At 36.9% G+C, this 21,804-nt stretch carries 19 protein-coding genes, 1 tRNA gene and 1 pseudogene; 13 read left to right on the forward strand and 8 right to left on the reverse strand.

Features of this window, described 5'->3' with window-relative positions; all coding sequences use genetic code 11:
- Nucleotides 1-34 precede the first annotated feature (34 nt).
- From lipA to BN2144_RS07710, 3 genes are all read right to left on the reverse strand, one after another.
- A complete protein-coding gene (gene lipA, locus BN2144_RS07700) occupies nucleotides 35-970 on the reverse strand; it encodes a lipoyl synthase (RefSeq protein ID WP_033827662.1) in 936 nt (311 codons plus the stop codon).
- Entirely contained in the window at nucleotides 954-1,748 is a 795-nt protein-coding gene (locus BN2144_RS07705; protein WP_042337750.1) for a lipoate--protein ligase family protein, read from the reverse strand. The genes lipA and BN2144_RS07705 overlap by 17 nt, the downstream gene beginning before the upstream one ends.
- A 322-nt stretch (nucleotides 1,749-2,070) precedes the next feature.
- Complete coding sequence (locus BN2144_RS07710; RefSeq protein WP_033827664.1) at nucleotides 2,071-3,237, reverse strand: pyridoxal phosphate-dependent aminotransferase; 1,167 nt, start codon at nucleotides 3,235-3,237, stop codon at nucleotides 2,071-2,073.
- Between the two features lie 113 nt (nucleotides 3,238-3,350).
- Between BN2144_RS07710 and BN2144_RS07715 the strand changes: the two genes are divergently transcribed.
- From BN2144_RS07715 to BN2144_RS07730, 5 genes are all read left to right on the forward strand, one after another.
- Nucleotides 3,351-4,127 carry a carbon-nitrogen family hydrolase gene (locus BN2144_RS07715; protein WP_033827665.1) on the forward strand — a complete coding sequence of 259 codons (777 nt, stop codon included), beginning with the start codon at nucleotides 3,351-3,353 and terminating at the stop codon, nucleotides 4,125-4,127.
- A gap of 538 nt (nucleotides 4,128-4,665) precedes the next feature.
- A complete protein-coding gene (locus BN2144_RS19870) occupies nucleotides 4,666-4,842 on the forward strand; it encodes a hypothetical protein (protein ID WP_154665497.1) in 177 nt (58 codons plus the stop codon).
- A 408-nt stretch (nucleotides 4,843-5,250) separates the two neighbouring features.
- A tRNA-Pro gene (locus tag BN2144_RS07720) sits at nucleotides 5,251-5,324 on the forward strand.
- Nucleotides 5,325-5,467: 143 nt separating this feature from the next.
- Nucleotides 5,468-6,274, forward strand: a complete 807-nt coding sequence (gene proC, locus BN2144_RS07725) for a pyrroline-5-carboxylate reductase (protein ID WP_033827666.1) — start codon at nucleotides 5,468-5,470, stop codon at nucleotides 6,272-6,274.
- Between the two features lie 367 nt (nucleotides 6,275-6,641).
- On the forward strand, nucleotides 6,642-7,835 hold the full coding sequence (locus BN2144_RS07730) for a dicarboxylate/amino acid:cation symporter (RefSeq protein ID WP_033827667.1): 1,194 nt from the start codon (nucleotides 6,642-6,644) through the stop codon (nucleotides 7,833-7,835).
- Between the two features lie 278 nt (nucleotides 7,836-8,113).
- Here the strand turns inward: BN2144_RS07730 and BN2144_RS07735 are convergent, their stop codons facing one another.
- Both BN2144_RS07735 and BN2144_RS07740 read right to left on the reverse strand, forming a co-directional pair.
- Nucleotides 8,114-9,310, reverse strand: coding sequence for an aminotransferase (locus BN2144_RS07735; protein WP_033827668.1), 1,197 nt, complete (start codon nucleotides 9,308-9,310; stop codon nucleotides 8,114-8,116).
- Complete coding sequence (locus tag BN2144_RS07740; protein WP_033827669.1) at nucleotides 9,307-9,810, reverse strand: Lrp/AsnC family transcriptional regulator; 504 nt, start codon at nucleotides 9,808-9,810, stop codon at nucleotides 9,307-9,309. Before BN2144_RS07740 ends, BN2144_RS07735 begins: the two co-directional genes overlap by 4 nt.
- A gap of 344 nt (nucleotides 9,811-10,154) precedes the next feature.
- On the opposite strand from BN2144_RS07740, the gene BN2144_RS07745 reads away from it, so the two are divergent.
- The 8 genes from BN2144_RS07745 (at nucleotide 10,155) to BN2144_RS07780 (ending at nucleotide 17,793) form a co-directional block, all read left to right on the forward strand.
- A complete protein-coding gene (locus BN2144_RS07745; RefSeq protein ID WP_033827670.1) occupies nucleotides 10,155-10,928 on the forward strand; it encodes an SDR family oxidoreductase in 774 nt (257 codons plus the stop codon).
- Nucleotides 10,929-10,981: 53 nt separating this feature from the next.
- Complete coding sequence (locus tag BN2144_RS07750; RefSeq protein WP_033827671.1) at nucleotides 10,982-11,776, forward strand: enoyl-CoA hydratase/isomerase family protein; 795 nt, start codon at nucleotides 10,982-10,984, stop codon at nucleotides 11,774-11,776.
- 298 nt (nucleotides 11,777-12,074) lie between these two features.
- Nucleotides 12,075-13,220, forward strand: coding sequence for an acyl-CoA dehydrogenase family protein (locus BN2144_RS07755; RefSeq protein WP_033827672.1), 1,146 nt, complete (start codon nucleotides 12,075-12,077; stop codon nucleotides 13,218-13,220).
- Between the two features lie 121 nt (nucleotides 13,221-13,341).
- Entirely contained in the window at nucleotides 13,342-14,319 is a 978-nt protein-coding gene (locus BN2144_RS07760; RefSeq protein WP_033827673.1) for an NAD(P)H-dependent flavin oxidoreductase, read from the forward strand.
- 39 nt (nucleotides 14,320-14,358) lie between these two features.
- Entirely contained in the window at nucleotides 14,359-15,174 is an 816-nt protein-coding gene (locus BN2144_RS07765; protein WP_050632250.1) for an enoyl-CoA hydratase/isomerase family protein, read from the forward strand.
- Nucleotides 15,175-15,194: 20 nt separating this feature from the next.
- A complete protein-coding gene (locus BN2144_RS07770) occupies nucleotides 15,195-16,136 on the forward strand; it encodes an MBL fold metallo-hydrolase (RefSeq protein ID WP_033827674.1) in 942 nt (313 codons plus the stop codon).
- 136 nt (nucleotides 16,137-16,272) lie between these two features.
- A complete protein-coding gene (locus BN2144_RS07775; protein WP_033827675.1) occupies nucleotides 16,273-17,058 on the forward strand; it encodes an HAD family hydrolase in 786 nt (261 codons plus the stop codon).
- 114 nt (nucleotides 17,059-17,172) lie between these two features.
- Nucleotides 17,173-17,793 (forward strand): SAM-dependent methyltransferase, encoded by a 621-nt coding sequence (locus tag BN2144_RS07780; RefSeq protein WP_033827676.1) that lies wholly within the window; start codon nucleotides 17,173-17,175, stop codon nucleotides 17,791-17,793.
- A gap of 298 nt (nucleotides 17,794-18,091) precedes the next feature.
- Here BN2144_RS07780 and BN2144_RS07790 read toward each other — a convergent pair.
- The 3 genes and pseudogenes from BN2144_RS07790 to BN2144_RS07800 form a co-directional block, all read right to left on the reverse strand.
- A pseudogene (locus tag BN2144_RS07790) lies at nucleotides 18,092-19,302 on the reverse strand (IS110 family RNA-guided transposase).
- Nucleotides 19,303-20,022: 720 nt separating this feature from the next.
- A complete protein-coding gene (locus tag BN2144_RS07795; protein WP_050632251.1) occupies nucleotides 20,023-20,589 on the reverse strand; it encodes an IS110 family transposase in 567 nt (188 codons plus the stop codon).
- Nucleotides 20,590-21,093: 504 nt separating this feature from the next.
- The coding region (locus BN2144_RS07800) for an ABC transporter permease (protein WP_033827677.1) at nucleotides 21,094-21,804 on the reverse strand (711 nt) is incomplete at its 5' end.

Below are 21,804 nucleotides of genomic sequence, written 5' to 3' on the forward strand. Positions count from 1 at the left end.
ATCATTGCAAGCAAGAAGTTAGTAGAAATCAAACTTAGCTCATTTGTTGATTTTCTTGTTGATCCATTGCTTTTAAATATTCAATTTTTTGTTGTGCAGGTGTTTTATTTACTTGTTCATCGGCATGGTAAGATGTACGAACGAACGGACCAGATTCACAATGCTTAAATCCTTTTGCTAAGGCAATTTCCTTTAACTCTGCAAACTCATCTGGATGATAGTAACGCTCAACTTTTAAATGCTTTTTCGTTGGTTGCATATACTGACCAATTGTCATAATGTCAACGTTATGAGTTAACAAGTCGTCCATCGTTTCAAGAATTTCCTCTTTCGTTTCCCCGAGACCAACCATAATACTTGACTTTGTTGGAGTTTCTGGAGAGATTTCTTTCACTCGTTTCAATAACTGGAGGGAGCGGTCATATTTTGCAATCGCACGAACCCTTGGTGTGAGTCGGCGTACGGTTTCCACATTATGGTCAAAAATATCTGGTTTGCTACTCATTAATGTATGTAGACTTTCATAATCGCCTTTCATATCTGACGGTAAAATTTCAATCGTCGTACCAGGATTCTTCCGGCGAATGGCACGAACCGTTTCTGCAAAAACAGCGGCACCACCATCTATTAAATCATCTCGAGCAACAGCGGTAACGACAACATGTTTCAATCCCATCACTTTTACCGAATCGGCGACACGTTCTGGCTCGGCCCAGTCTAATTCAGTAGGACGACCAGTAGCAACAGCACAAAAACGGCAACCTCTCGTACAAACATTTCCTAAAATCATAAATGTAGCTGTCCCACGTTCACTCCAGCATTCATAAATGTTTGGGCATTTCGCTTCTTCACAAACGGTATTTAGTCGATTTCCTTTCACGAGATTTTTTATATTTCCGTAAGATTGCGTTGTGTTTAGTTTGATTTTTAACCATTCCGGCTTCCGAATGTAATCAGTTTGCTGTGGCAATGGTTTCACGCTCCTTCGTCGTATAATAATTCCACATGTCTGTTTCGTATTTGGTGTGAGCTAATTCTTGTACTTCTTTCCATTGTTCCTCAGATAGTTTCAGTGGTGATAAATGAATGTCGAGTCCAGTTTCAAAGCCCTTTTTGAAAGCTACCTTCATTTGTTCGTATGTATAGGACTTGCCTGTTACTTCTTTAATGGATGTAGCTTTTTGTGCAAATTGTTCTTTTCGTCTCTGCCTGCTTTTCTCCGAGGAGAAAGCAAAAAGGTCGAATAGCATATTGTTATCAAGGCTTACCGGAATTGAACCGTGTTGCATGAGTACGCCTTGTTTTCGGGTTTGTGCATTCCCGCTAATCTTTTTCCCATCAACAACCATTTCATAGAAAGATGGCTTTTCAAAACAAATCGCAGAACGTTCTTTGTCTAACTCTCTTTCGGGAATGGCAAACTCACATGGAACGTTTAAGTTTTTGTAACCTTCTAGTACTCCTTGGGAGAGTATGTAATATGCTTTTGTGACTGATTTTGGGATGCTTGGGTCATGCTCATCGATGACTAAACTGTAGGTCAATTCATCATCGTGAAGAACGGCACTTCCACCAGTGAGCCGGCGAACGAACTCACACGCATACTTTTCAACTGCCTGAAAATTAATTGTCTTTGCTCGTTGAAAATACCCAATCGACAAGGTAGGTTTGCTCCATCCATAAAACCTAAGTGTCGGTGGGATTTTTCCTTGACTATGCCAGCGCAACATACATTCGTCAAATGCCATATTGACAGCTGCACTATTCAATCCTGTGTCAATATAGGCCCATTCGGTATTCAATGAGAAATCCCCCTATCAACATGTCACTCATTTTCTGTAATTATTAGAAGAAACAATAATTACAATTCAGATTTTCTAATTAATGGAAAATAATATATCTGTACGATTTAATAAAGTAGATAATATTGGTGTAAATAGGTAAACGTAATAACTATTTATTCCATTTATTGACACCATTTCTATTTTAGTAAAGTTTTTTTAAAATGTATATAATTAAGCATTTATTTAGATAACATTACATCTTTATACCTATTATTCGCATCCCTATTTATTGAAATACATTGAGTTTCCCAATTCGCTGAACAGCTTCAACTAGCCGATTCTCGTCCATCAATAAGCCGACACGGATATAACCTTCTCCAAACTTACCAAAACCATTCCCTGGTGCAACAGCAACATCGGCTTTTTTTAATAAATAATCAGCAAAACTTTGACTAGTAAATCCGTTTGGAACAGGAAGCCAGGCAAAAAACGATCCTTTTGGAGCAGTTACATTCCAACCAATTTCCTTACATGCGTCGATAAAAACGTTTCGCCGAGATTCATAACGGTGAACTAATTCTTCCACACAAGTTTGGTCGCTAGTTAATGCTTCAATTGCGGCTTTTTGGATTGCCGGAAATAAGCTAACGTATAAATGATCTTGAAATAAATTAATCGCCTCAATAATAGTGGGATTTCCAACCGCAAAGCCAATCCGCCATCCAGCCATATTGTACGTTTTCGATAATGTATACATCTCCACACAAATATCCTTAGCACCATCGACTTGTAAAAAGCTAACCGGTTTCTTTCCGTCAAAACCTATCGCACCATAAGCAAAGTCATGCATCACCGTTATTCCATAATTTTTCGCGAGTTGGACCGTTTCTTTGAAAAATTCTTCTGTTGCGACAGCTCCAGTTGGATTATTCGGATAGTTTAAATAGAGTAATTTTGCTTCCTCTTTTATTTCCTCAGGTATTTCATCATAGTTAGGTAAAAAGTTATTTTCGGCCCTTAAGGGGACCGTTTCGTAATGTACATCGGCTAATACAACACCAGATAAATAATCAGGGTAACCAGGATCGGGTAATAACATCGTTTCTCCGGGATTCAATAAGCAAAATGGAAGTTCGACCAACCCAGCTTTTGCACCGAATAAAATAGCGACATCTGTTTCTGGATTAAGTTGAACAGCATATTCGTTTTGATAAAAGTCACAAACCGCCTCTTTAAATTCTTTTAACCCACGGAAAGGGGAATATTTATGATTCATCGGATCACTAGCGGCTTCTTGTAGAGCTTTAATTATATGATTTGGTGTTGGTTGATCAGGGTTTCCTTGGCCTAAATTAATCACATCACGACCTTCTTCTATTGCTTGATTCACTTTGTCAACTAGACTTGCAAAAAACTGCGTTGGAAGTCGTTTCAATTTATTTGCGTAGTTCACTGCTATCACCCTTTATCTAATATACTTATAATAAAAACGAAATTGCCTAATATGTTGAAATTTTATTAATAATTTTATAGTCTTAAAGTATATATGTCTAGTAGGTGATGTTTATGAAAATGGCACTCGTTCAAATGGATGTTGTGTTTGGTAAGCCGGAAGAAAATTTTCTACAAGTAGAAAAGTATATTGAAGAAGCGGCAAGGCAAGGTGCAGATACAATCGTTTTACCAGAGATGTGGAATACGGGTTACGCACTAAATGAACTATGGGCTATAGCGGATGATAACGGGAAACGAACAAAAGATTTGTTGTGTCGTCTATCGAAAATGTTCGCGGTTCATATTGTTGGTGGTTCAGTAGCAACGAACAAAGCGGGGAAATTTTTTAACACGATGTATGTCGTTAATCGTGAGGGGGAGATTGTTGCGGAGTATGATAAAGCCCATTTATTCCCGTTAATGGATGAGCCACGCCATCTCGAGGAAGGTCAGACTAAAAATATTTTTCAATTGGATGGTACCGATTGTGGAGGGGTGATTTGCTTTGATATCCGTTTTCCAGAATGGATTCGAACTCATATACTCAGCGGAGCGAAATTGATGTTTATCCCTGCTCAGTGGCCAAAAACAAGAGTTGACCATTGGGAAGTGTTATTGAAAGCACGTGCCATCGAAAATCAATGTTTCGTCATTGCCGTAAATCGTGTTGGAAAAGATTTAAATAATGAATACAACGGCCATTCAATGGTTGTCTCACCGTGGGGAGATGTGTATTTCGGTGGTGAAAAAAGTGAAGGAGTATTTTATGTAGAAATCGAGCTGGACGAAGTTGACCGCGTTCGTAACACAATCCCAATCTTTCAAGCGAGGAGAACAGATTTGTATTAATTTCTAAACTCTTTTCACTTTTTCATTGACAGTTAAAACGAATCATATTATTTTTCAAAAAGTTAATGTATTAAAAATATTTATCGTATCATTATGGGAATTCGACAACTACATATTTTCTTATCAAGAGTGACCGAGGGACAGGCCTGTTGACGTCACAGCAACCCCAAGGAAAAACAAACCGAACTATTATGAAACTCTAAATTAAAGTTTCATAATAGTTCGGTTTGAGGCTTAATTAAATTAGAAATATTCAGCTTTAAGAATAATTAAGAAAGGCGATTAAACACAAAAAAGGGAAATTGATAATTCTGCCTTAATCATGGGGTATCTTGAATGAACTTGACTTTTTTATTGAGAATTTTGGCGAGGTTGAACGTTTTAATCTTTATCTAGATTATGGAAACCTTTTTATTGTTTGCTGCACCTATTTATATAAGTAAAGGCTTTAAAGTGGGCAATTAATAATACTACAACTATTACTAATCTTGTTGGTAAATATTTTGGGAAAACAGCTGTAAAAAATGTTGGAAATGTTATGCATACTTATGTAAAGCCAGCTCTTCGCAAACTAGAGGCTCTTGATAAAGTAACATATGGTAAATTAGAAGAAACTATATATGATGCTATTAAAAAGCCACTTGGAGCAGGGCCAGCGAGAATTGGAGCTAAAGCGATAGTGGAAATAATTGAAATTTTTGCACCTATTGGGTGAATAGAACAGAGACAATCGTCTTTTGTTCTACCCTTCATATATAACAAGCTATGAGTACTCCCACGCTCATAGCTTGTATTTTAGTTTCACTAATATAAAATGATATATCTAGCTGTTTCCAATCTCCTTTCTTGAAGAGTGTCTCTAGTATACTAGCGATTTGTGTCCCAGCAATTGTTGTAAAGCCACCGATAAATGTGAGCGCTGAAAGTTGTTCATTTAAAGTCTCCAATCAATGATAAACAAAGGCCAGTATTTAAATTATAGAAAATTTTTCAGCTGATCATCCATTGAAATGCAATTGCTGATTATTGTAAGCCTCGGGCATTACAAATATTTGAAAAGATGTCATTAAAAACAACGATAAAAATAGTTAACTTGTGATATAATATTTTTGTTAAAATTTCACGGGAAGTAGCTCAGCTTGGTAGAGCACCAAGTTCGGGACTTGGGGGTCGCAGGTTCAAATCCTGTCTTCCCGATAACAAGGTCAGAGTCCAAAAATACGTTTTGGGTTCTGGCTTTTTTTATTTTCCTTTCCTAATTCAAATGGGTTTGTTATAATTTTTAAAATAATGTGTATTTATAAATGCATAAATACAAAGTTTGTAAGGGAGAGAATAAAATGAATCGGACGGTTGGATTTATTGGATGTGGAAATATCGCAAAATCGATCATCGGGGGAATGATGCGAGCAAACTTCATTAAACCGGAGCAAATTATTGTCTCAAATCGTTCATTACCGAGTCTTCAAGAGGTGGAACAAACCTATGGAATCCTAACAACAACGAATAATCTAGAAGTTGCTAGGAAAGCTGATTTCTTATTTTTAACGACGACTTCCGATATGTATGGACCCGTACTGGAAGAAATTCGTGATGAGTTGAAAGAAAATGCCATATTAATTTTAATTGCTGTTGGAGAGACGATTGAGAAAAATGAAAGGCGTTTGAATCGACCAATGAAAGTAATTAAAGCTATGCCAAATACACCGGCACTTGTCGGAGAAGGAATAACTGGTGTGGCAATTAATTCGTTCGTAACACCTGGGGATCAAGAAGAAATTAAAGCTCTATTTGAAAGCTTTGGTCGAGTGGAGTTTGTTAATGAGTCGATTATGGATGTTGTAACGGCAGTGGGAGGTTCCTCACCAGCATTTTCTTATATGTTCATTGAAGCATTAGCAGATGGAGCAGTAATGCACGGGATGTCACGAAAACAAGCATATGTATTCGCTGCTCAAGCTGTTTTAGGTGCAGCAAAAATGCTATTAGAAACGGAGGCACACCCTGGTACACTAAAAGATAATGTTTGCTCACCAGGAGGAACAACAATCGAATCGGTTGCTCGGCTTGAAGAAATGGGCCTCCGCTCTGCCGTCATCGAAGCCATTAAAGTAAATATTGAAAAGGCAAAGAAAATACATGGATAATCCATGTATTTTTTAAATAGTTCTTTAGTGATTCATAACCACCTTGGAGAATGATTAAGACGCAATTTAAAAAAGGATAGAAAAATGAAGGGGGTTTATATATTAAATATGACTAATATGTAGAACCCTTTCTTCTTTTACAAAAGCACTCTGTTATTTTAAGAAGTTAGATGATGTTTCCCCAAAAAACGCATGGTTTATATGATAAAGAAGTTTAATCTTGTTCTGGGTGAATAACATTTCATTTAAGAGAATGGAATCAAAAGATCCATATTTTAATATTATTCCAGGATAACTCTTTACAAGTGAAAAAAATATGATATAGTATTCCTATAAAATACATCTGTACGTGTAGGGAGGACTATTGATGAAAAAGAGATTTGGACTTTTGCCCAGAATTATTGCTGCTATTATTTTAGGTGTTCTACTCGGAAATGTTGTTCCTGAATGGTTTGTGAGAACTTTTGCTACATTTAATGGGATCTTTGGAAACTTCTTAAATTTTGCTATTCCTTTCATTATTATTGGATTCATTGTTCCTGGGATTGCTCACTTAGGAAAAGGGGCAGGTAAGTTACTCGGAATATCTACTGTTATCGCCTATGTTTCTACGATTCTTGCTGGTTTACTTGCTTTCTTTGTTGGAAGTGTGTTGTTACCAAGTCTTGTCGCTGGAAATACGTTGCAAACGGCTGAAAATCCAGAGAAGTTTTTACAATCAGCGTTTTTTGTTGTTGAAATGCCTCCTATTATGGATGTGATGAGTGCACTTATCTTATCATTTATTATTGGCGTTGGGATTGCTTCCACTAAGGGAGATACACTTGAAAAGGCGTTTGATGAGTTTCAAATTATTATCGAAAAGTTTATTAATGTTGCGATTATTCCGTTATTACCATTTCATATATTTGGGATTTTTATGAACATGACTTTTGGCGGTCAAGTACAAAATATTTTATTTGTCTTTGCTAAAGTTTTTGTCCTTGTCATAGTGTTGCATATTACCATTTTACTCTTTCAATATACAGTGGCAGGAACGCTTTCAAGGAAAAACCCATTTGGCTTACTCAAGACAATGTTGCCAGCATATTTTACCGCAATGGGAACACAGTCTTCATCTGCAACTATTCCAGTAACATTACAATCGGTGAAAAAGACAGGAATTCGGGCTAAAATTGGCGATTTTTGTATTCCATTATTTGCAACAATTCACTTATCTGGAAGTACCATTACTTTAGTAATCTGTTCATTAGGTGTGTTGTTATTAAATGGGGGTCACCCAACATTCGTTTCTTATTTTCCGTTTATTTTAATGTTAGGCGTAACAATGGTAGCTGCACCTGGAGTACCTGGGGGAGCGGTCATGGCAGCTTTAGGTATTATGAAATCGATGCTTGGTTTTGACCAAACGATGCTCTCTTTAATGATTGCTTTATATTTAGCACAAGATAGTTTTGGAACAGCGACGAATGTAACAGGTGATGGTGCGTTAAGCATGATTGTCGATCGGTTTATGGGTAAAGAAAAGACAACGATTGAAGTGCAAGAGGAAGTCATTTAACTTTATTTAGCAGAAGTCCCCAACTATTATGAGAGGGGGACGAAATGTAAAACAATCTTAAGGAGCAAGTTCAGTACTGGACAGCTCCTTTCTTTTTGGAATAAACCTAATTTCACTGATATGGGTTCTACACGATAGACTTCTTGCAAGTTTTGGACAAGTGTGGATTCAAGTGGTCTATATTATCAAGTTTTTTCCTTTCATCCATATGTTGGAAACTCATCTCTTTACCCCAGTCATTTTGTCTATAGCATCGAAAAATTGTATATTTCCTGTACTTATTTACTAGTTCCATCCCTAGGTTCCACACCAATGGATTGTAAAAAGCGCCCGATTCGATTTATTGCTTCCTGTAGTTGCTGCATAGATGTTGCATATGAACAGCGAATATAACCTTCACCACTAGCCCCAAAAGCATTCCCCGGAACAACGGCAACCCGTTCCTTCATGAGTAACTCCTCAGCGAATTGTTCGGATGTAAGACCAGTGTCCTTAACCGATGGAAAAACATAGAAGGCACCTCCTGGCATATGGCAATGCAAGCCAATATCATTTAATGCTTGTACAATATAATTTCTACGGCGGCGGTAGCTCTTTCGCATTTCCTCAACTTGTTCATTACCGTTGCGTAAAGCCTCAATCGCACCATGTTGCAACATATGTGGAGCACACATCGTCGTGTATTGATGTATTTTTAACATGACTTCTGTTATGGGTGTTGGGGCACAAACATAACCAAGCCGCCAACCAGTCATTGCATATGCTTTTGAAAAACCATTAATGACAATTGTTCGCTCGTACATTCCAGGTAGGGTAGCGATACTTACATAGTTGTCATCATATGTAAGTTCTGCATATATTTCATCGGACACAACGATTAAGTCGTGTTTTATAACAACCTTCGCAATGGCTTGTAAATTTTCATCATTCAAAAATGCCCCAGTTGGATTATTTGGTGAACATAATAAAATTGCTTTTGTTTTGTCAGTGATTGCTCGCTCAATTTCTTCCACAGTTACTTTAAAGCCATTTTCTGCACTCGTATTTACGGCAATAGGCTTTCCTCCAGCCATCGTGATAAGTGATGCATAGGAAACAAATGCCGGCTCAATAATTAATACTTCTTCACCAGGATTTAACAAAGCACGAAAGGCTGTATCTAACGCTTGGCTTGCACCAATTGTAACGATAATTTGATTTTCTGGATGATAGGAAAGCTGAAATTTCCGATCCAAATAATTTGCAATTTCTTCCCGTAATTCAAGCAGTCCAGGGTTTGCTGTATAAGAAGTATATCCGTCTTCTAATGAAGCAATCGCTGTATCACGAATTGCCCATGGGGTAATAAAATCTGGCTCACCAACCCCTAATGAAATGACATTTTCCATTTTTGAAGCAACATCAAAAAATTTTCGAATTCCAGATGGTTGTAATTGAACAGCTTTGTTTGCTAAAACTTTTGTATAGTCAATCATGGAGATACCACCATTCTCCGGTCTTGATCATCTTTTCCTTCAATAATAACGCCATCATGCTTATATTTTTTTAACATAAAATGCGTCGTTGTCGAAATGACATTTTCAATTGTAGATAATTTTTCCGATACAAACGATGCAATTTCATTCATTGTTTTTCCTTCAACTGTAACCGATAAATCGTACGTTCCAGACATTAAATAAAGTGAGGTTACTTCAGGGTAACGGTAGATTTTTTCAGCAACTTCGTCAAAGCCAACGCCACGTTTTGGAGTTACCTTTACATCGATAACTGCAACGATATTGTCTTTTCCTTCTACCTTACTCCAATCAATAAGGGCAGGATAGCTCACAATAATATGAGCATCCTCTAGTTTTTTAATAAGTTCATTCACCTTTTCTACCGATAATTGTGTTTGCATGGCAATAGATTCTGTTGATTGACGATGGTTTTCTTCTAGTATCGCAAGTATCTCTAATTCTTGTTCAGTTAGTTTCACGGTGATCCTCCTAATTTTGCTTCATTTCTTTGCTTGAATAAGGTACTAATGGAATGTACCCACGTTTTTTAATTCAAAATCGTTACTCAACAAGGAAAACTTTGATAAAGTATAGATAGAATTTTCCTCAAGTTAAGTTATAAAAATATAAAAATCAAAAGTGAATGTAGAATAGAATATTAAAATTATTTTATCAAATATAGTGACCTTTGAAAATAGTTCGATATTTGTTTTCTAGAATAGGATTAAGTAGTTCTATTATTTTTCATAAATACGTATGAACAGACTAGTAGTTATTATATAGACAAAATGACGTTAAAATAAATTCATTGGGGGGGAGATTGATGGATAAAAAAGTCGCACTGATTACTGGGGGAGCAACTGGAATTGGGAAACAGACCGCTATTCAGCTAGCAGCACAAGGCTACCAATTAGCTATTAACTACCGATCCAATACATTAGCAGCAGAAAATCTAGTCAGATATTTAAACGAAATGTACGGAACAAAACATATGATCATTCAAGGTGATGTAGCAAAAGAAGGAGACTGTGAAAAAATTGTCGTAGAGACGGCGAAAATGTTCAATAAAATCGATGTACTCATTCATAATGCTGGACCATATATTCATGAAAGAAAGTCACTAACGGATTATCGTTTCGATGAATGGAATTATTTAATTCAAGGAAATTTAAGTAGCACCTTTTACTTAGCAAAACAAATTATCCCAATGATGCGGACACAAAAATGGGGAAGAATCATTACCATTGGTTTTGATCGAGTGGAAACAGCACCGGGATGGATTTATCGGTCCGCATTCGCGGCAGCAAAAACAGGTCTTGCCTCGTTAACAAGGACGATTGCTTTAGAAGAAAGGAAAAATGGTATTACAGCGAATATGATCTCTCCAGGCGATATTACATCGGAATGGAAAGAACGAACCATTCGGGACGCAATTGCCGCAAAGGAGAATCACCTTGAACGCGAAGGAACTGGAGAAGATATTGCAAGAGTGATTGCTTTTCTTGTTGATGAAAAGTCAGACTTTATTACAGGATCCATTATTTCTGCGACGGGTGGAATTGATGTTTTAGGAAAAGCGTTTCGGGAAAATGAATAAAAAATGATGACTTGGAAAACTCGATGATTAATCGACGTCTTTTGGAGGGAAAAATGTCAAACTTACAAAATGAACAAATTTATATGGTAGTGGAAAATCAAATAGCAACCATTTATATGAACCGACCAGAAAAAAGAAATGCGTTATCTTTTGAAATGTGGGAAAGCTTAAATGAATATGTGGATCAGGCTAATCGGAATCGCGAAGTAAAAGTAATTATTTTCCGAAGTACAACGGAAGAGGCTTTTTCTGCAGGAGCGGATATTCGTGAATTTGAAACAAGACGTTCCACTGTCGATGAAATGATGACTTATAGTGCGGTTATGGGAAAATTAGAAGAAAAAGTAGCAAGTGGAATAAAGCCGACAATTGCAATGATTCAAGGTTATTGTGTTGGTGGTGGCTGTGAATTAGCTGTTGCTTGTGATTTTCGCTTTTCCGATCCAACCGGGAAATTTGGTATTACACCAGCAAAGTTAGGAATTGTTTATAATACGCAGGCAACAAAGCATCTCGTTGATTTAGTTGGTCCTTCAAACGCAAAAGATATTTTATATACTGGGCGAATAATGGGAGCTGATGAAGCACTTCATATGGGATTAATCAACCGCATTTACCATCCAGAACAATTGGAGGATGAAACATACCGTTTTGCAAAGATGATTTGTGACAACTCGCAATACTCTGTGCGAGGAACGAAAAAAATTGTTCATCACATTTTACATGGTGGAAAAGAAGATAATGAAGAGATCATGGGATTAATAATTGATTCGGTTACTTCGGAAGACTATAAAGAGGGTGTCGACGCATTTTTAAACAAAAGGAAGCCGAACTTCCCTTTTGTCTAAACGAGTTGTAAAAATGAGGAGCTTCAAACCGTTCCTCATATTTTTTTAAGAAAAAATGAATGGTTGTTCATTTTTTCTGTTGCCTTTTTGCAGAAAATAATTAATAATCATAAATAAGGAAGATTCGTAGTTTATGTCAAATGTAGGGGGGGGTGATATAAAAATATCCTCTTGACTTTAATAAAGTAATAGTAACAAGGTTATATCATCATGTTTTGCAAGAAGATAAATATTTTAAAAATACAAATCATATATTCACAACATAGCGTACATTTTGAATTCGATAAGGGGGAAATGAATGAAGCGGACATTTTTAACGGAGGAACATGAGATTTTTCGCCAGTCATTACGCAAATTTTTAGAAAAAGAGGCCGTTCCTTATTATGAAGAGTGGGAGAAAAATAAAGAAGTACCTCGGGCATTTTGGATGAGGCTTGGGGAACAAGGGTATCTCTGTCCACAAGTGGATGAAAAATATGGGGGTTTGGGAACAGATTTTGGATATGCAGTCGTTCTTAACGAGGAAATGGAACGAGTTGGAACAAGCCTCATAGGAATCGGCCTCCACAACGATATAGTGATTCCATATATAGAATCATATGGAACAGAGGAACAGAAAAAGCGGTGGCTACCTGGGGCAATAAGTGGTGAGATCATCACTGCCATCGGAATGACCGAACCAGGTGCAGGATCTGATTTAGCAGGAATACAAACAACAGCCGTTCGGGATGGGGACGACTATATAATTAATGGGGAAAAGACATTTATTACAAATGGTTATACAGCCGATCTTGTCGTTATTGTTGCAAAAACAAATCCGAAAGCAAATCCACCACATCGGGGAATCAGTTTATTTGTTGTTGAAGCAGGTACCCCTGGATTTAAAAAAGGGAAAAAACTAGCCAAACTTGGCCAACATGCAAATGACACAAGTGAATTAATTTTTGAAGATGTGCGCGTACCAAAAACGAATTTATTAGGTAAAGAAGGAATGGGCTTTTATTACTTAATGGAAAAATTACAGCAGGAACGTTTAATGGTCGCAATTCAAGGATTGGCAGCTGCTGAGCGGATGTTGGAGCTAACCATTGATTATGTCAAACAGAGGAAGGCATTCGGAACAACGATTAGCCAATTTCAAAATACACAGTTTAAAATAGCAGAAATGGCGACAGAACTTGAAGTGGGACGAGCGTTTGTTGATCGACTTATTATCGATCATATGGCAGGAAATACGGTTGTTACGGAAGTATCTATGGCTAAATGGTGGATAACCGATTTAGCTAAAAAAGTCGCGGGTGAATGTCTGCAGTTGCATGGCGGATATGGCTATATGGAAGAATATGAGATTGCTAGACGTTTTCGTGATATTACCGTCACTTCGATATACGCAGGTTCGAATGAAATTATGAAGCAAATAATCGCAAAAAATATAGGAATGTAAATATATTCTCTGGATGTGTTAAGTAAGTAGGTTCCGTATTGCGAGACAAACGATTCTGTTTCCCACTTTCCAGCCGAATTCTCGAATGAAACAAGATCTAACATTTAAGGAGATGTAGAATATGACAAAAGCAAATGTTGCAAGTTTAAAAGAGTCTACGAAACTACCAGTTATTATGGCGCCGATGTTTTTAATCAATGATCCAAATATGGTTTTGTATGCTTGTGAAAGCGGAATCATTGGTACGTTCCCCGCACTTAATGCAAGAACAAATGAAATTTTAGAAACTTGGTTCCAACAAATTACAACAGAGTGGGCTGAATTGAAAGCGGCAAACCCAGGTAAAAAAATTGCACCGTGGGGGATTAATTTTATTAGTCATAAGTCGAATAAGCGGTTTGTGGAAGATCTCCAATTAATTGAAAAGTATCAACCGCCACTGATCATCACTTCTCTCGGTGATCCAAGTCCTGTCGTTGAAATTGCACACAAATATGGGGGAGTCGTTTTTTCAGATGTAATAAACGTAAAATTTGCGAAGAAGGCGATTGAAAAAGGAACAGATGGGCTGATTCTCGTATGTAGTGGAGCAGGGGGGCACGCAGGAACATATAGTCCTTTTGCATTTATCCATGAAGTAAAAGAATTTTGGGATGGACCGATTGTGCTAGCTGGAGCAATGTCAAAAGGAGAAGATATTTTAGCCGCAGAAATTCTTGGTGCCGACTTTGCTTATTTAGGATCGCGATTTATTCCTGCGAAAGAAAGTATGGCTCAAGATGGTTACAAGGAAATGGTGCTTACTTCTGGCGTTGAGGACATTATTTATACAGATGCATTTAGTGGTGTGAATGCGAACTACTTAATCCCAAGTATTCTACAAGTGGGACTTGACCCGATGAAACTACAACGAAAAGAGAAAATTGATTTCTCAGAACTTGCAAATCCGAATATTCGTGCATGGAAGGATGTTTGGTCTGCGGGACAAGGAGTCGGTGCAATTAAAAAGATACAAACGATGGCTGAAATTGTTGACGAACTAGTCGAGCAATATGAAGTAGCAAAGGAAAAAATCGTTAAAGGGAATTTTGCATATTAATGACGGTACGAATACGTTTAAATCAAGGTAAATAAATATATGAGTGAATGTTCAATCATTAAATATGAGGTGAAAGAAATGGCAAATATAGTGGAAGTAAAAAAGGAAAATGGTATTGCATATGTAACGATGAACCGTCCAGATAAGTTAAACGCACTTTCACATGAACTAGTTACCGGTGTGATTGGAGCACTAAAGGAAGCTGAAGCAGATCAAGAGGTAAAAGCGATTATTTTATCCGGTGCAGGAAAATCATTTTGTTCTGGAGGAGATATTGGTTCATTTAATGAGGCGAAAACAGTAAGGGACAAACTAGCCCATATGAAGGGAGCAGTTGCTTTACAAAATGCGATTCAACAGTTAGATAAGTACGTGATTAGTGCTGTTCATGGTTATGCGGCGGGGGCTGGTTTCAGTATTGCTCTTGCATCCGACTTTATCGTTGCAGATCAAAAGGCGGCTTTTGCCATTAGTTTTAAAAACATCGGTTTAATTCCAGACTTAGGTTTAGTGAAGGCGTTAACTGAAAACGTTCCGAATGCGCTTGTTAAAGAGTGGATTTCAAAAGGAGCAGTCATTTCCGCTCAAGAACTTTATGATAAAGGAATTGTGAACCGAGTAGCGGAAGAGGATGTGCGAAAAGAGGCAACTGAATTTGCACAATTCATTATCGAAGGGCCACCACTTGCGAATCAGTTTGTCAAATGCTTAGTGAATCATGCTGCAGAATTGACAAACGAAACAAATGAAATGCAAGAAAACTTAATGCAAACTTTATTATTCAATACGGCTGATCATCGTGAAGGGGTGCAAGCATTTTTTGAAAAACGGGCACCAAAATTTGAAGGGAAATAAGGAAGGGAGATGTTCCCTCTATGTTGGATGAACTAGGCTTACATTTAGTACGATTGGATCTCCCCTTTCGACTAAACCATGTGAACTGTTTTCTCGCAGAAGGTGAAGAAGGGTATGTTGTTATTGATACCGGTCTTCATAATAGTTATACAGTAAGACGATGGGCAGAAGAACTTGACAGAAAACATGTTTCGGAAATATTTATTACCCATTATCATCCAGATCATTTCGGATATGCTGGAGGTCTGCAACAAAAAACGAATGCCCGTCTATCTATGTCACAAATTGATGCGGAGAATGGACTTGGTGCATGGGATCGGCAGTTTCTTGAAAAATTAGCTGGAAATTATCAAGTAGCGGGAATACCTGCCGAAGCTGCTAGTCAGATGGTTGACAATACGGAATCCTTTATAAAAAGAGTAACCCCATATCCAACCGTAAACCATTATTTTAACGAAGGAGAACTTGTAAAAATAGGGAATTACATGTATGAGGTGCTTTTTACCCCAGGGCATTCTGACGGGTTAATTGTTTTTTATAATAAAGAAAAGAGTGTGCTTCTATCAACAGATCATATTTTACCGAAAATTACACCGAATATTTCTTACTGGTTTCATGGAGACCCGAACCCATTAGCGACTTATTTTCAATCTCTTAATAAAATTCGAAAGTTAGATGTTGAATATGTCATTCCGTCTCATGGGCTCCCGTTTTTTGGTGGGACGAAACGAATTGATGAAATAAAACAGCACCATCATGATCGGTTAGAGAATCTTCTAGAAGAACTATCCGCAGGTCTAACTGTTTTTGAAGCTTGTAAAAAGTTATTTCCAAAGATTAATAATGTCCATGACTTTCGATTTGCTATTGGGGAAACACTCGCCCATTTAGAATATTTACGTTACAACGATGAATGTAAACGAGACGTTGTTGGCGGAAACTATGTTTATTATACAGAATAATACAATAGCTGGATTCCATTCATATGGGGTCCGGCTTATTTATCTTGGTGCCGTTATAATAATCGTGTTCTTTTTCTTTTTAGATAAAAGAGTGATAAAATATGATACATAATCACGATTCGTAAAGGAGCTAGCTATGACTTATAGAGCACTTTTTCTTGATATTGATGGAACGATTTTAACGTATGACCATACATATACGAAGTTAACGAAAAGGGCAATTGAAGAAGTACAAAAAGAAGGAGTAGAAGTTTTCATAGCTACTGGTCGCCCACTTCATGAAATTAATGATCTGCGGAAGGAACTAGGTATTCAATCAGCAATCGGCTATAACGGTGCATTTGCTATTCACAAAAATAAAGTTATCGTTGACTATCCAATGAATCAGGAATTAGTACAAAAAGTAATTACAACGGCAGAAGAATTCGATAATGACCTAGTACTATATACAGCGGAGAAAAATTATTTCACTTCCTTATCTCGCCCGGAAGTAGTGAATTTTATTAATTTCTTCCAACTAAAAGAAAATGAACAACTTAATGGAAATGTGAACAACCATATTTATAGTATGACAGTCATGAATTGCCAAGATTCACATGTACCTGCCTACAAAGTGTTAAATGATTTAGTTGTTTCAACCGTGAATGTGGAAGGTATTGAAAATAGTTACGACTTAATCCAAAAGAACATTAATAAAGGGACTGCGGTACAAAAGGTTTTGGATCTTTTAGGAATTCCCAATGAACAAGCAATCGCTTTTGGTGATGGCATGAATGATAAAGAAATGCTCCAAACCGTTGGGACAAGTTTTGTGATGGCAAATGGTGATCCAAATCTTTTCCAATATGCAAAATACGAAACAAAGTCTGTAGACGAATCGGGTATCTATTACGGATTACAGAAGCTTGGATTAGTCAAGTGACGGAGTAGAGTGAATACGAAAGAGTCATGTGTTCGGGCACGGTAGCACATCTTTTTCAATAACAAAGGATATATTAAACCTAATGGGAAGTACTTAGCATTAAGGAGCACAATGATGATAGATCATGAGTTTGATAAATTGCTTAACATTAATTCTGGTATGGAACGGAGTTTGAAACCTTTTTTAAACTACTTTCCGTATGAACCAACCCCATACGCTGTTCTTGAGTTACTGGCAAATGAAATCACGTTACAACCAGGTGACTCAATTGTTGATTTTGGTTGTGGTAAAGGGCGGCTACTCTTTTATTTGAATTTAACTTTTGGTGTAAAAGCGCTCGGTATTGAAATGGATGAACATCTTTTTAAAATAGCAGAACAAAATCGTCACCAATATTTGAAACGACATCCGAAAAGTAAAGAACAACTTGCCTTTCAACATTTGCGAGCAGAAGAGTATTGCGTTCAGCCAGAAAATAATAAATTTTATTTTTTTAACCCGTTTTCTTCAAAGATATTTATCAAAGTCATTAAAAATATTATGAAATCTGTAGAAAAGAAACCACGTCAGGTTGATTTAATCTTGTATTATCCATCGATTGAATACATTTCATATATAGAGAACCGTACCTCTTTCCAACTGACAAAGGAAATTAAAGTGATAGGTGAATATGAACAAAACCCGAGCGAACGAATACTGATTTACTCTCATCAACCGTTTTTAATAAATGAGTAACTTCCTAAGGGGCTGTCTGAAAAGTGAATACCCTAAAAAATGTGATAATCAAGAATATCGATATATCTAGGTTTTGAAACATGAATAGGGGCATCCGGAAATCAAAAATACACTCTTTCTGGACAGCTCCTTTCTTACCTCCAGTCAAGTAGTTTTTAAAATATTTTTGTACAAAGGAATAATTTTTATGTATGGGAGGGGGTACCCCCTCCCATACATAAAAATTTGCAACGACAAATAGACCTTACGAATTTTACTTTTTTCGAAGGGCCATCTATGATATATTTAAATCAACCATTTACGCACAGGAGATAGCTGTGTCGTAATCGTATGGTACATTGTGTTGAATAAGGTGAAAGATTAGTTTCAAAAACTTATTCATACACGCGATAATGGCAACCTTATGAGGCTTTCTCTGGGGTTGCGTTTTTAATTTGTCATAATAATCGACTAAGTGATTACTTGTTTTTTTGCGTAAGGTAATCATCGTTTTCATCATATAAAATAAAATTTTCCGTAATTTCTTATTTCCACGCTTGTTAATGCGATCTTGATAATGTGTATTGCCCGATTGATAGCGCATTATATCAATTCCCACATAGGCGTTTAATTGTTTATGGTTTTTAAAACGGCAAATATCGCCTAATTCCCCAATAATGCGCACAGCTGTAGTCTCCCCAATCCCAGGAAACGAAATAAGCACTTGAAATTCGGAACGGTCTTTCGAAAGTTCAACCATTTGTTTAACTAGCTGTTCCTTTTCTTTTAAATGCGTTTTGCGTAATCCTTTACTTGTTCACACCTAACATCCGTTGAGGAAATAGCTGGATAAGATTCTTTGGCAACTTCTAATAAAATAATCGCTTTTTCTTCTGCACGCTTTAACGAAAGATTTTTTCGTGTATTGTCTTTTAGTCGGTTGCGAATCACCGTTTTAGAATGCGCTATTAGTACCGTCGGATGAGGATAAAGCTGCACGATGTTTAAAAACAATGCAGAACGTGGTGTAATAATCTGCTCTAACTCTGGGAAACTGAGTTGTAAAATGGCATGCATCCGATTCCATAAATGATTGATTTCTGTATCGACCTCATCATAATATCGCGTTAACGCACGCATCTGCTCATCGTATTCATCCTGTTGGTATGTATAGTCCCGTTCCATTTTAAAATGAGTTTTCGCCAGCTCATGTGCATCACTCTTATCTGTTTTATGCCGACGCATGGAAGCCATTTGAAGGTTTGCCTCTAATGGATTCATCCGGCTATACCTATACCCATGGTCGCATAAAAACTTCTCCAATCCTTTTGAATAAACGCCTGTCGCTTCAAAGACAATTTCAGGTGCTTGTCCATCAAGAATCTTTAATTGTTGTAATCGCTCATGAAGCAATTGAAAGCTAGAACGTGTATGTTCAATCTCACCTTCATACTCACATCGTTTATAACGGTCATATACCGTCATCACACTTTTTCCCATACTTACATCAAAAGCTACAACATGTTTCATATTTTTCTTCTCCTTTTTAGCCATCCATAGAAGCCTTCACAGTGCCTTATCGATTCCATTTTCTTTTACACGATCTCTAGGACCCAACATACTAAACTGATTCAAATAAGGTTGTGAAGTAGGTCTGTTTTTGATACGGACTCTCTATTGGTCCCAAGGGCTGTTCGACCTTCCTTCACTTCTACTAATGTTAGTATGTTTTTTTTGTTGAATGAATTTCATTGGTTTTTATTTCGTTTGTACGGACTTTACCCTAGAAAAAGATACGGCAACCATCTTCGTTCTTAAATTTCCACTTAATTCCTTAAACATTTTATCAATATAATAAACAACCATATTTTCATAGGTGAATAAGATGTATAAAGTTATAGAAAAAGCATATTCACAGGGCATTATTCATACTGATGGCAATAGCAATAACTTATAACAATTTCTAATGAAGATAAAGCCAAAAACAAAGGCAAAATACTAGAATTTTAATTATTTATGTAATAGTATTAATTCAGAATGGATTTCAATAATACGGTTTATCGAGTAATGTGTTAATAAGTCGTAACATTCTCTTATATGTTCGAAATATGCTATATTAGAATCAAAGTAATGCTGTATACGCTTACCTCGTGTAAGGTATAATTGTATATGGTATGTAAAATTATTATATGAACAGGGATGTGGATGTAATGATCAGTGAAGGAAACCCTTGGCTTGATTTTCGTGGACCTAACTTGGGCTATTTAATTGAGCAATATGATTTATATTTAGAAAAACCTGACCAAGTTGATGAGAGTCTNCCTGCTCTAACTCTGGGAAACTGAGTTGTAAAATGGCATGCATCCGATTCCATAAATGATTGATTTCTGTATCGACCTCATCATAATATCGCGTTAACGCACGCATCTGCTCATCGTATTCATCCTGTTGGTATGTATAGTCCCGTTCCATTTTAAAATGAGTTTTCGCCAGCTCATGTGCATCACTCTTATCTGTTTTATGCCGACGCATGGAAGCCATTTGAAGGTTTGCCTCTAATGGATTCATCCGGCTATACCTATACCCATGGTCGCATAAAAACTTCTCCAATCCTTTTGAATAAACGCCTGTCGCTTCAAAGACAATTTCAGGTGCTTGTCCATCAAGAATCTTTAATTGTTGTAATCGCTCATGAAGCAATTGAAAGCTAGAACGTGTATGTTCAATCTCACCTTCATACTCACATCGTTTATAACGGTCATATACCGTCATCACACTTTTCCCCATACTTACATCAAAAGCTACAACATGTTTCATATTTTCTTCTCCTTTTTAGCCATCCATAGAAGCCTTCACAGTGCCTTATCGATTCCATTTTCTTCTAGGACCCAACATACTAAACTGATTCAAATAAGGTTGTGAAGTAGGTCTGTTTTTGATACGGACTCTCTATTGGTCCCAGGGGCTGTTCGACCTTCCTTCACTTCTACTATAAACAAATAGTAGCACAAACCATGGCCTTGGTCTGTGCTACTAATGTTAGTATGTTTTTTGGCTAATGGGAAAGTATAAATCTTCCAATTTCTACTTTCCTATACGCATAAGCTAGGGAGGCTGCGGTAGCATTAATTCAAAGGCGAAAACCGCTCTTTCTTTTCGGTATTTTTATCAAAGGGGGCATCTATAACCCTTCAAGACGATCGTTTCCACGAATTTCAATGCAAAACAGTCGTCTATAACTCTTCTAGATGACCATTTTATTTTTTTTTCATCGCAATTTGGGCGTCTATAACCCTTCAAGACGCCCGTTTCCCCTTTTTTTTATTTCTTAACACGTTGCATTTGTTTATTAAACAGTGTTGGATAAGATAGAAACCCTAACAGAACACTTGTTAATACAGCTGTTGTTAGAAGTAGAAATAATATTAATAATTGAAATTGAACGGCTTGAACAGGGTCAGCTCCAGCAATAATTTGTCCACTCATCATACCAGGTAACTGTACTAATCCCATTGTTTTTTGACTTTCTATAGTGGGAATTGTACTTGCTTTTATTGCAGAAATTAATTGTTTATGGATGGCCTGTTTCGGTGTTCCGCCAAGAGATAAGATTAATTCAATTTCATTTTCAAAGGCATGAACCTCTGCAGTAAAGCGATTAAGAAATAAAATAGATAAGACCATTGAGTTACCAATCATCATCCCGCTAATTGGAATAATGTATTGTGCGGTTGCCGGAGTAATATGGAATCCGAGTAAGATTGCTTGAGTTAATACTTCAACACAAATAAAAGTAAAAACTAACTTTTTTGTTATACCTGTTATGGAAGACCCTTTTTTTCGCGCATTTAAAGTAGCTGCACCAATCATTAAAAGGACCATCAAAGCAATATAAAGGTAGCTTTCTGAAGTAAATACAGTTTGTAATATGTAACCGACAATTAAAAGTTGAATGATTGAACGGACCGTTGCGATAACCGTATCTTTCTCTAAATCTAAATGTAATGTTTTTGATAATAGAAGCGGGATAAG

The organism is Bacillus andreraoultii, assembly GCF_001244735.1.
Taxonomy (GTDB): Bacteria; Bacillota; Bacilli; order Bacillales; family Caldibacillaceae; genus Caldifermentibacillus; species Caldifermentibacillus andreraoultii.

Excerpts from the sequence above, each read along its gene's own strand:
- BN2144_RS07705 (WP_042337750.1), bottom strand. The coding sequence starts at position 1,748 with ATGGCATTTGACGAATGTATGTTGCGCTGGCATAGTCAAGGAAAAATC.
- BN2144_RS07715 (WP_033827665.1), top strand. The coding sequence starts at position 3,351 with ATGAAAATGGCACTCGTTCAAATGGATGTTGTGTTTGGTAAGCCGGAA.
- BN2144_RS19870 (WP_154665497.1), top strand. The coding sequence starts at position 4,666 with ATGCATACTTATGTAAAGCCAGCTCTTCGCAAACTAGAGGCTCTTGAT.
- proC (WP_033827666.1), top strand. The coding sequence starts at position 5,468 with ATGAATCGGACGGTTGGATTTATTGGATGTGGAAATATCGCAAAATCG.
- BN2144_RS07730 (WP_033827667.1), top strand. The coding sequence starts at position 6,642 with ATGAAAAAGAGATTTGGACTTTTGCCCAGAATTATTGCTGCTATTATT.
- BN2144_RS07735 (WP_033827668.1), bottom strand. The coding sequence starts at position 9,310 with ATGATTGACTATACAAAAGTTTTAGCAAACAAAGCTGTTCAATTACAA.
- BN2144_RS07745 (WP_033827670.1), top strand. The coding sequence starts at position 10,155 with ATGGATAAAAAAGTCGCACTGATTACTGGGGGAGCAACTGGAATTGGG.
- BN2144_RS07750 (WP_033827671.1), top strand. The coding sequence starts at position 10,982 with ATGTCAAACTTACAAAATGAACAAATTTATATGGTAGTGGAAAATCAA.
- BN2144_RS07755 (WP_033827672.1), top strand. The coding sequence starts at position 12,075 with ATGAAGCGGACATTTTTAACGGAGGAACATGAGATTTTTCGCCAGTCA.
- BN2144_RS07760 (WP_033827673.1), top strand. The coding sequence starts at position 13,342 with ATGACAAAAGCAAATGTTGCAAGTTTAAAAGAGTCTACGAAACTACCA.
- BN2144_RS07765 (WP_050632250.1), top strand. The coding sequence starts at position 14,359 with ATGAGTGAATGTTCAATCATTAAATATGAGGTGAAAGAAATGGCAAAT.
- BN2144_RS07770 (WP_033827674.1), top strand. The coding sequence starts at position 15,195 with ATGTTGGATGAACTAGGCTTACATTTAGTACGATTGGATCTCCCCTTT.
- BN2144_RS07775 (WP_033827675.1), top strand. The coding sequence starts at position 16,273 with ATGACTTATAGAGCACTTTTTCTTGATATTGATGGAACGATTTTAACG.
- BN2144_RS07780 (WP_033827676.1), top strand. The coding sequence starts at position 17,173 with ATGATAGATCATGAGTTTGATAAATTGCTTAACATTAATTCTGGTATG.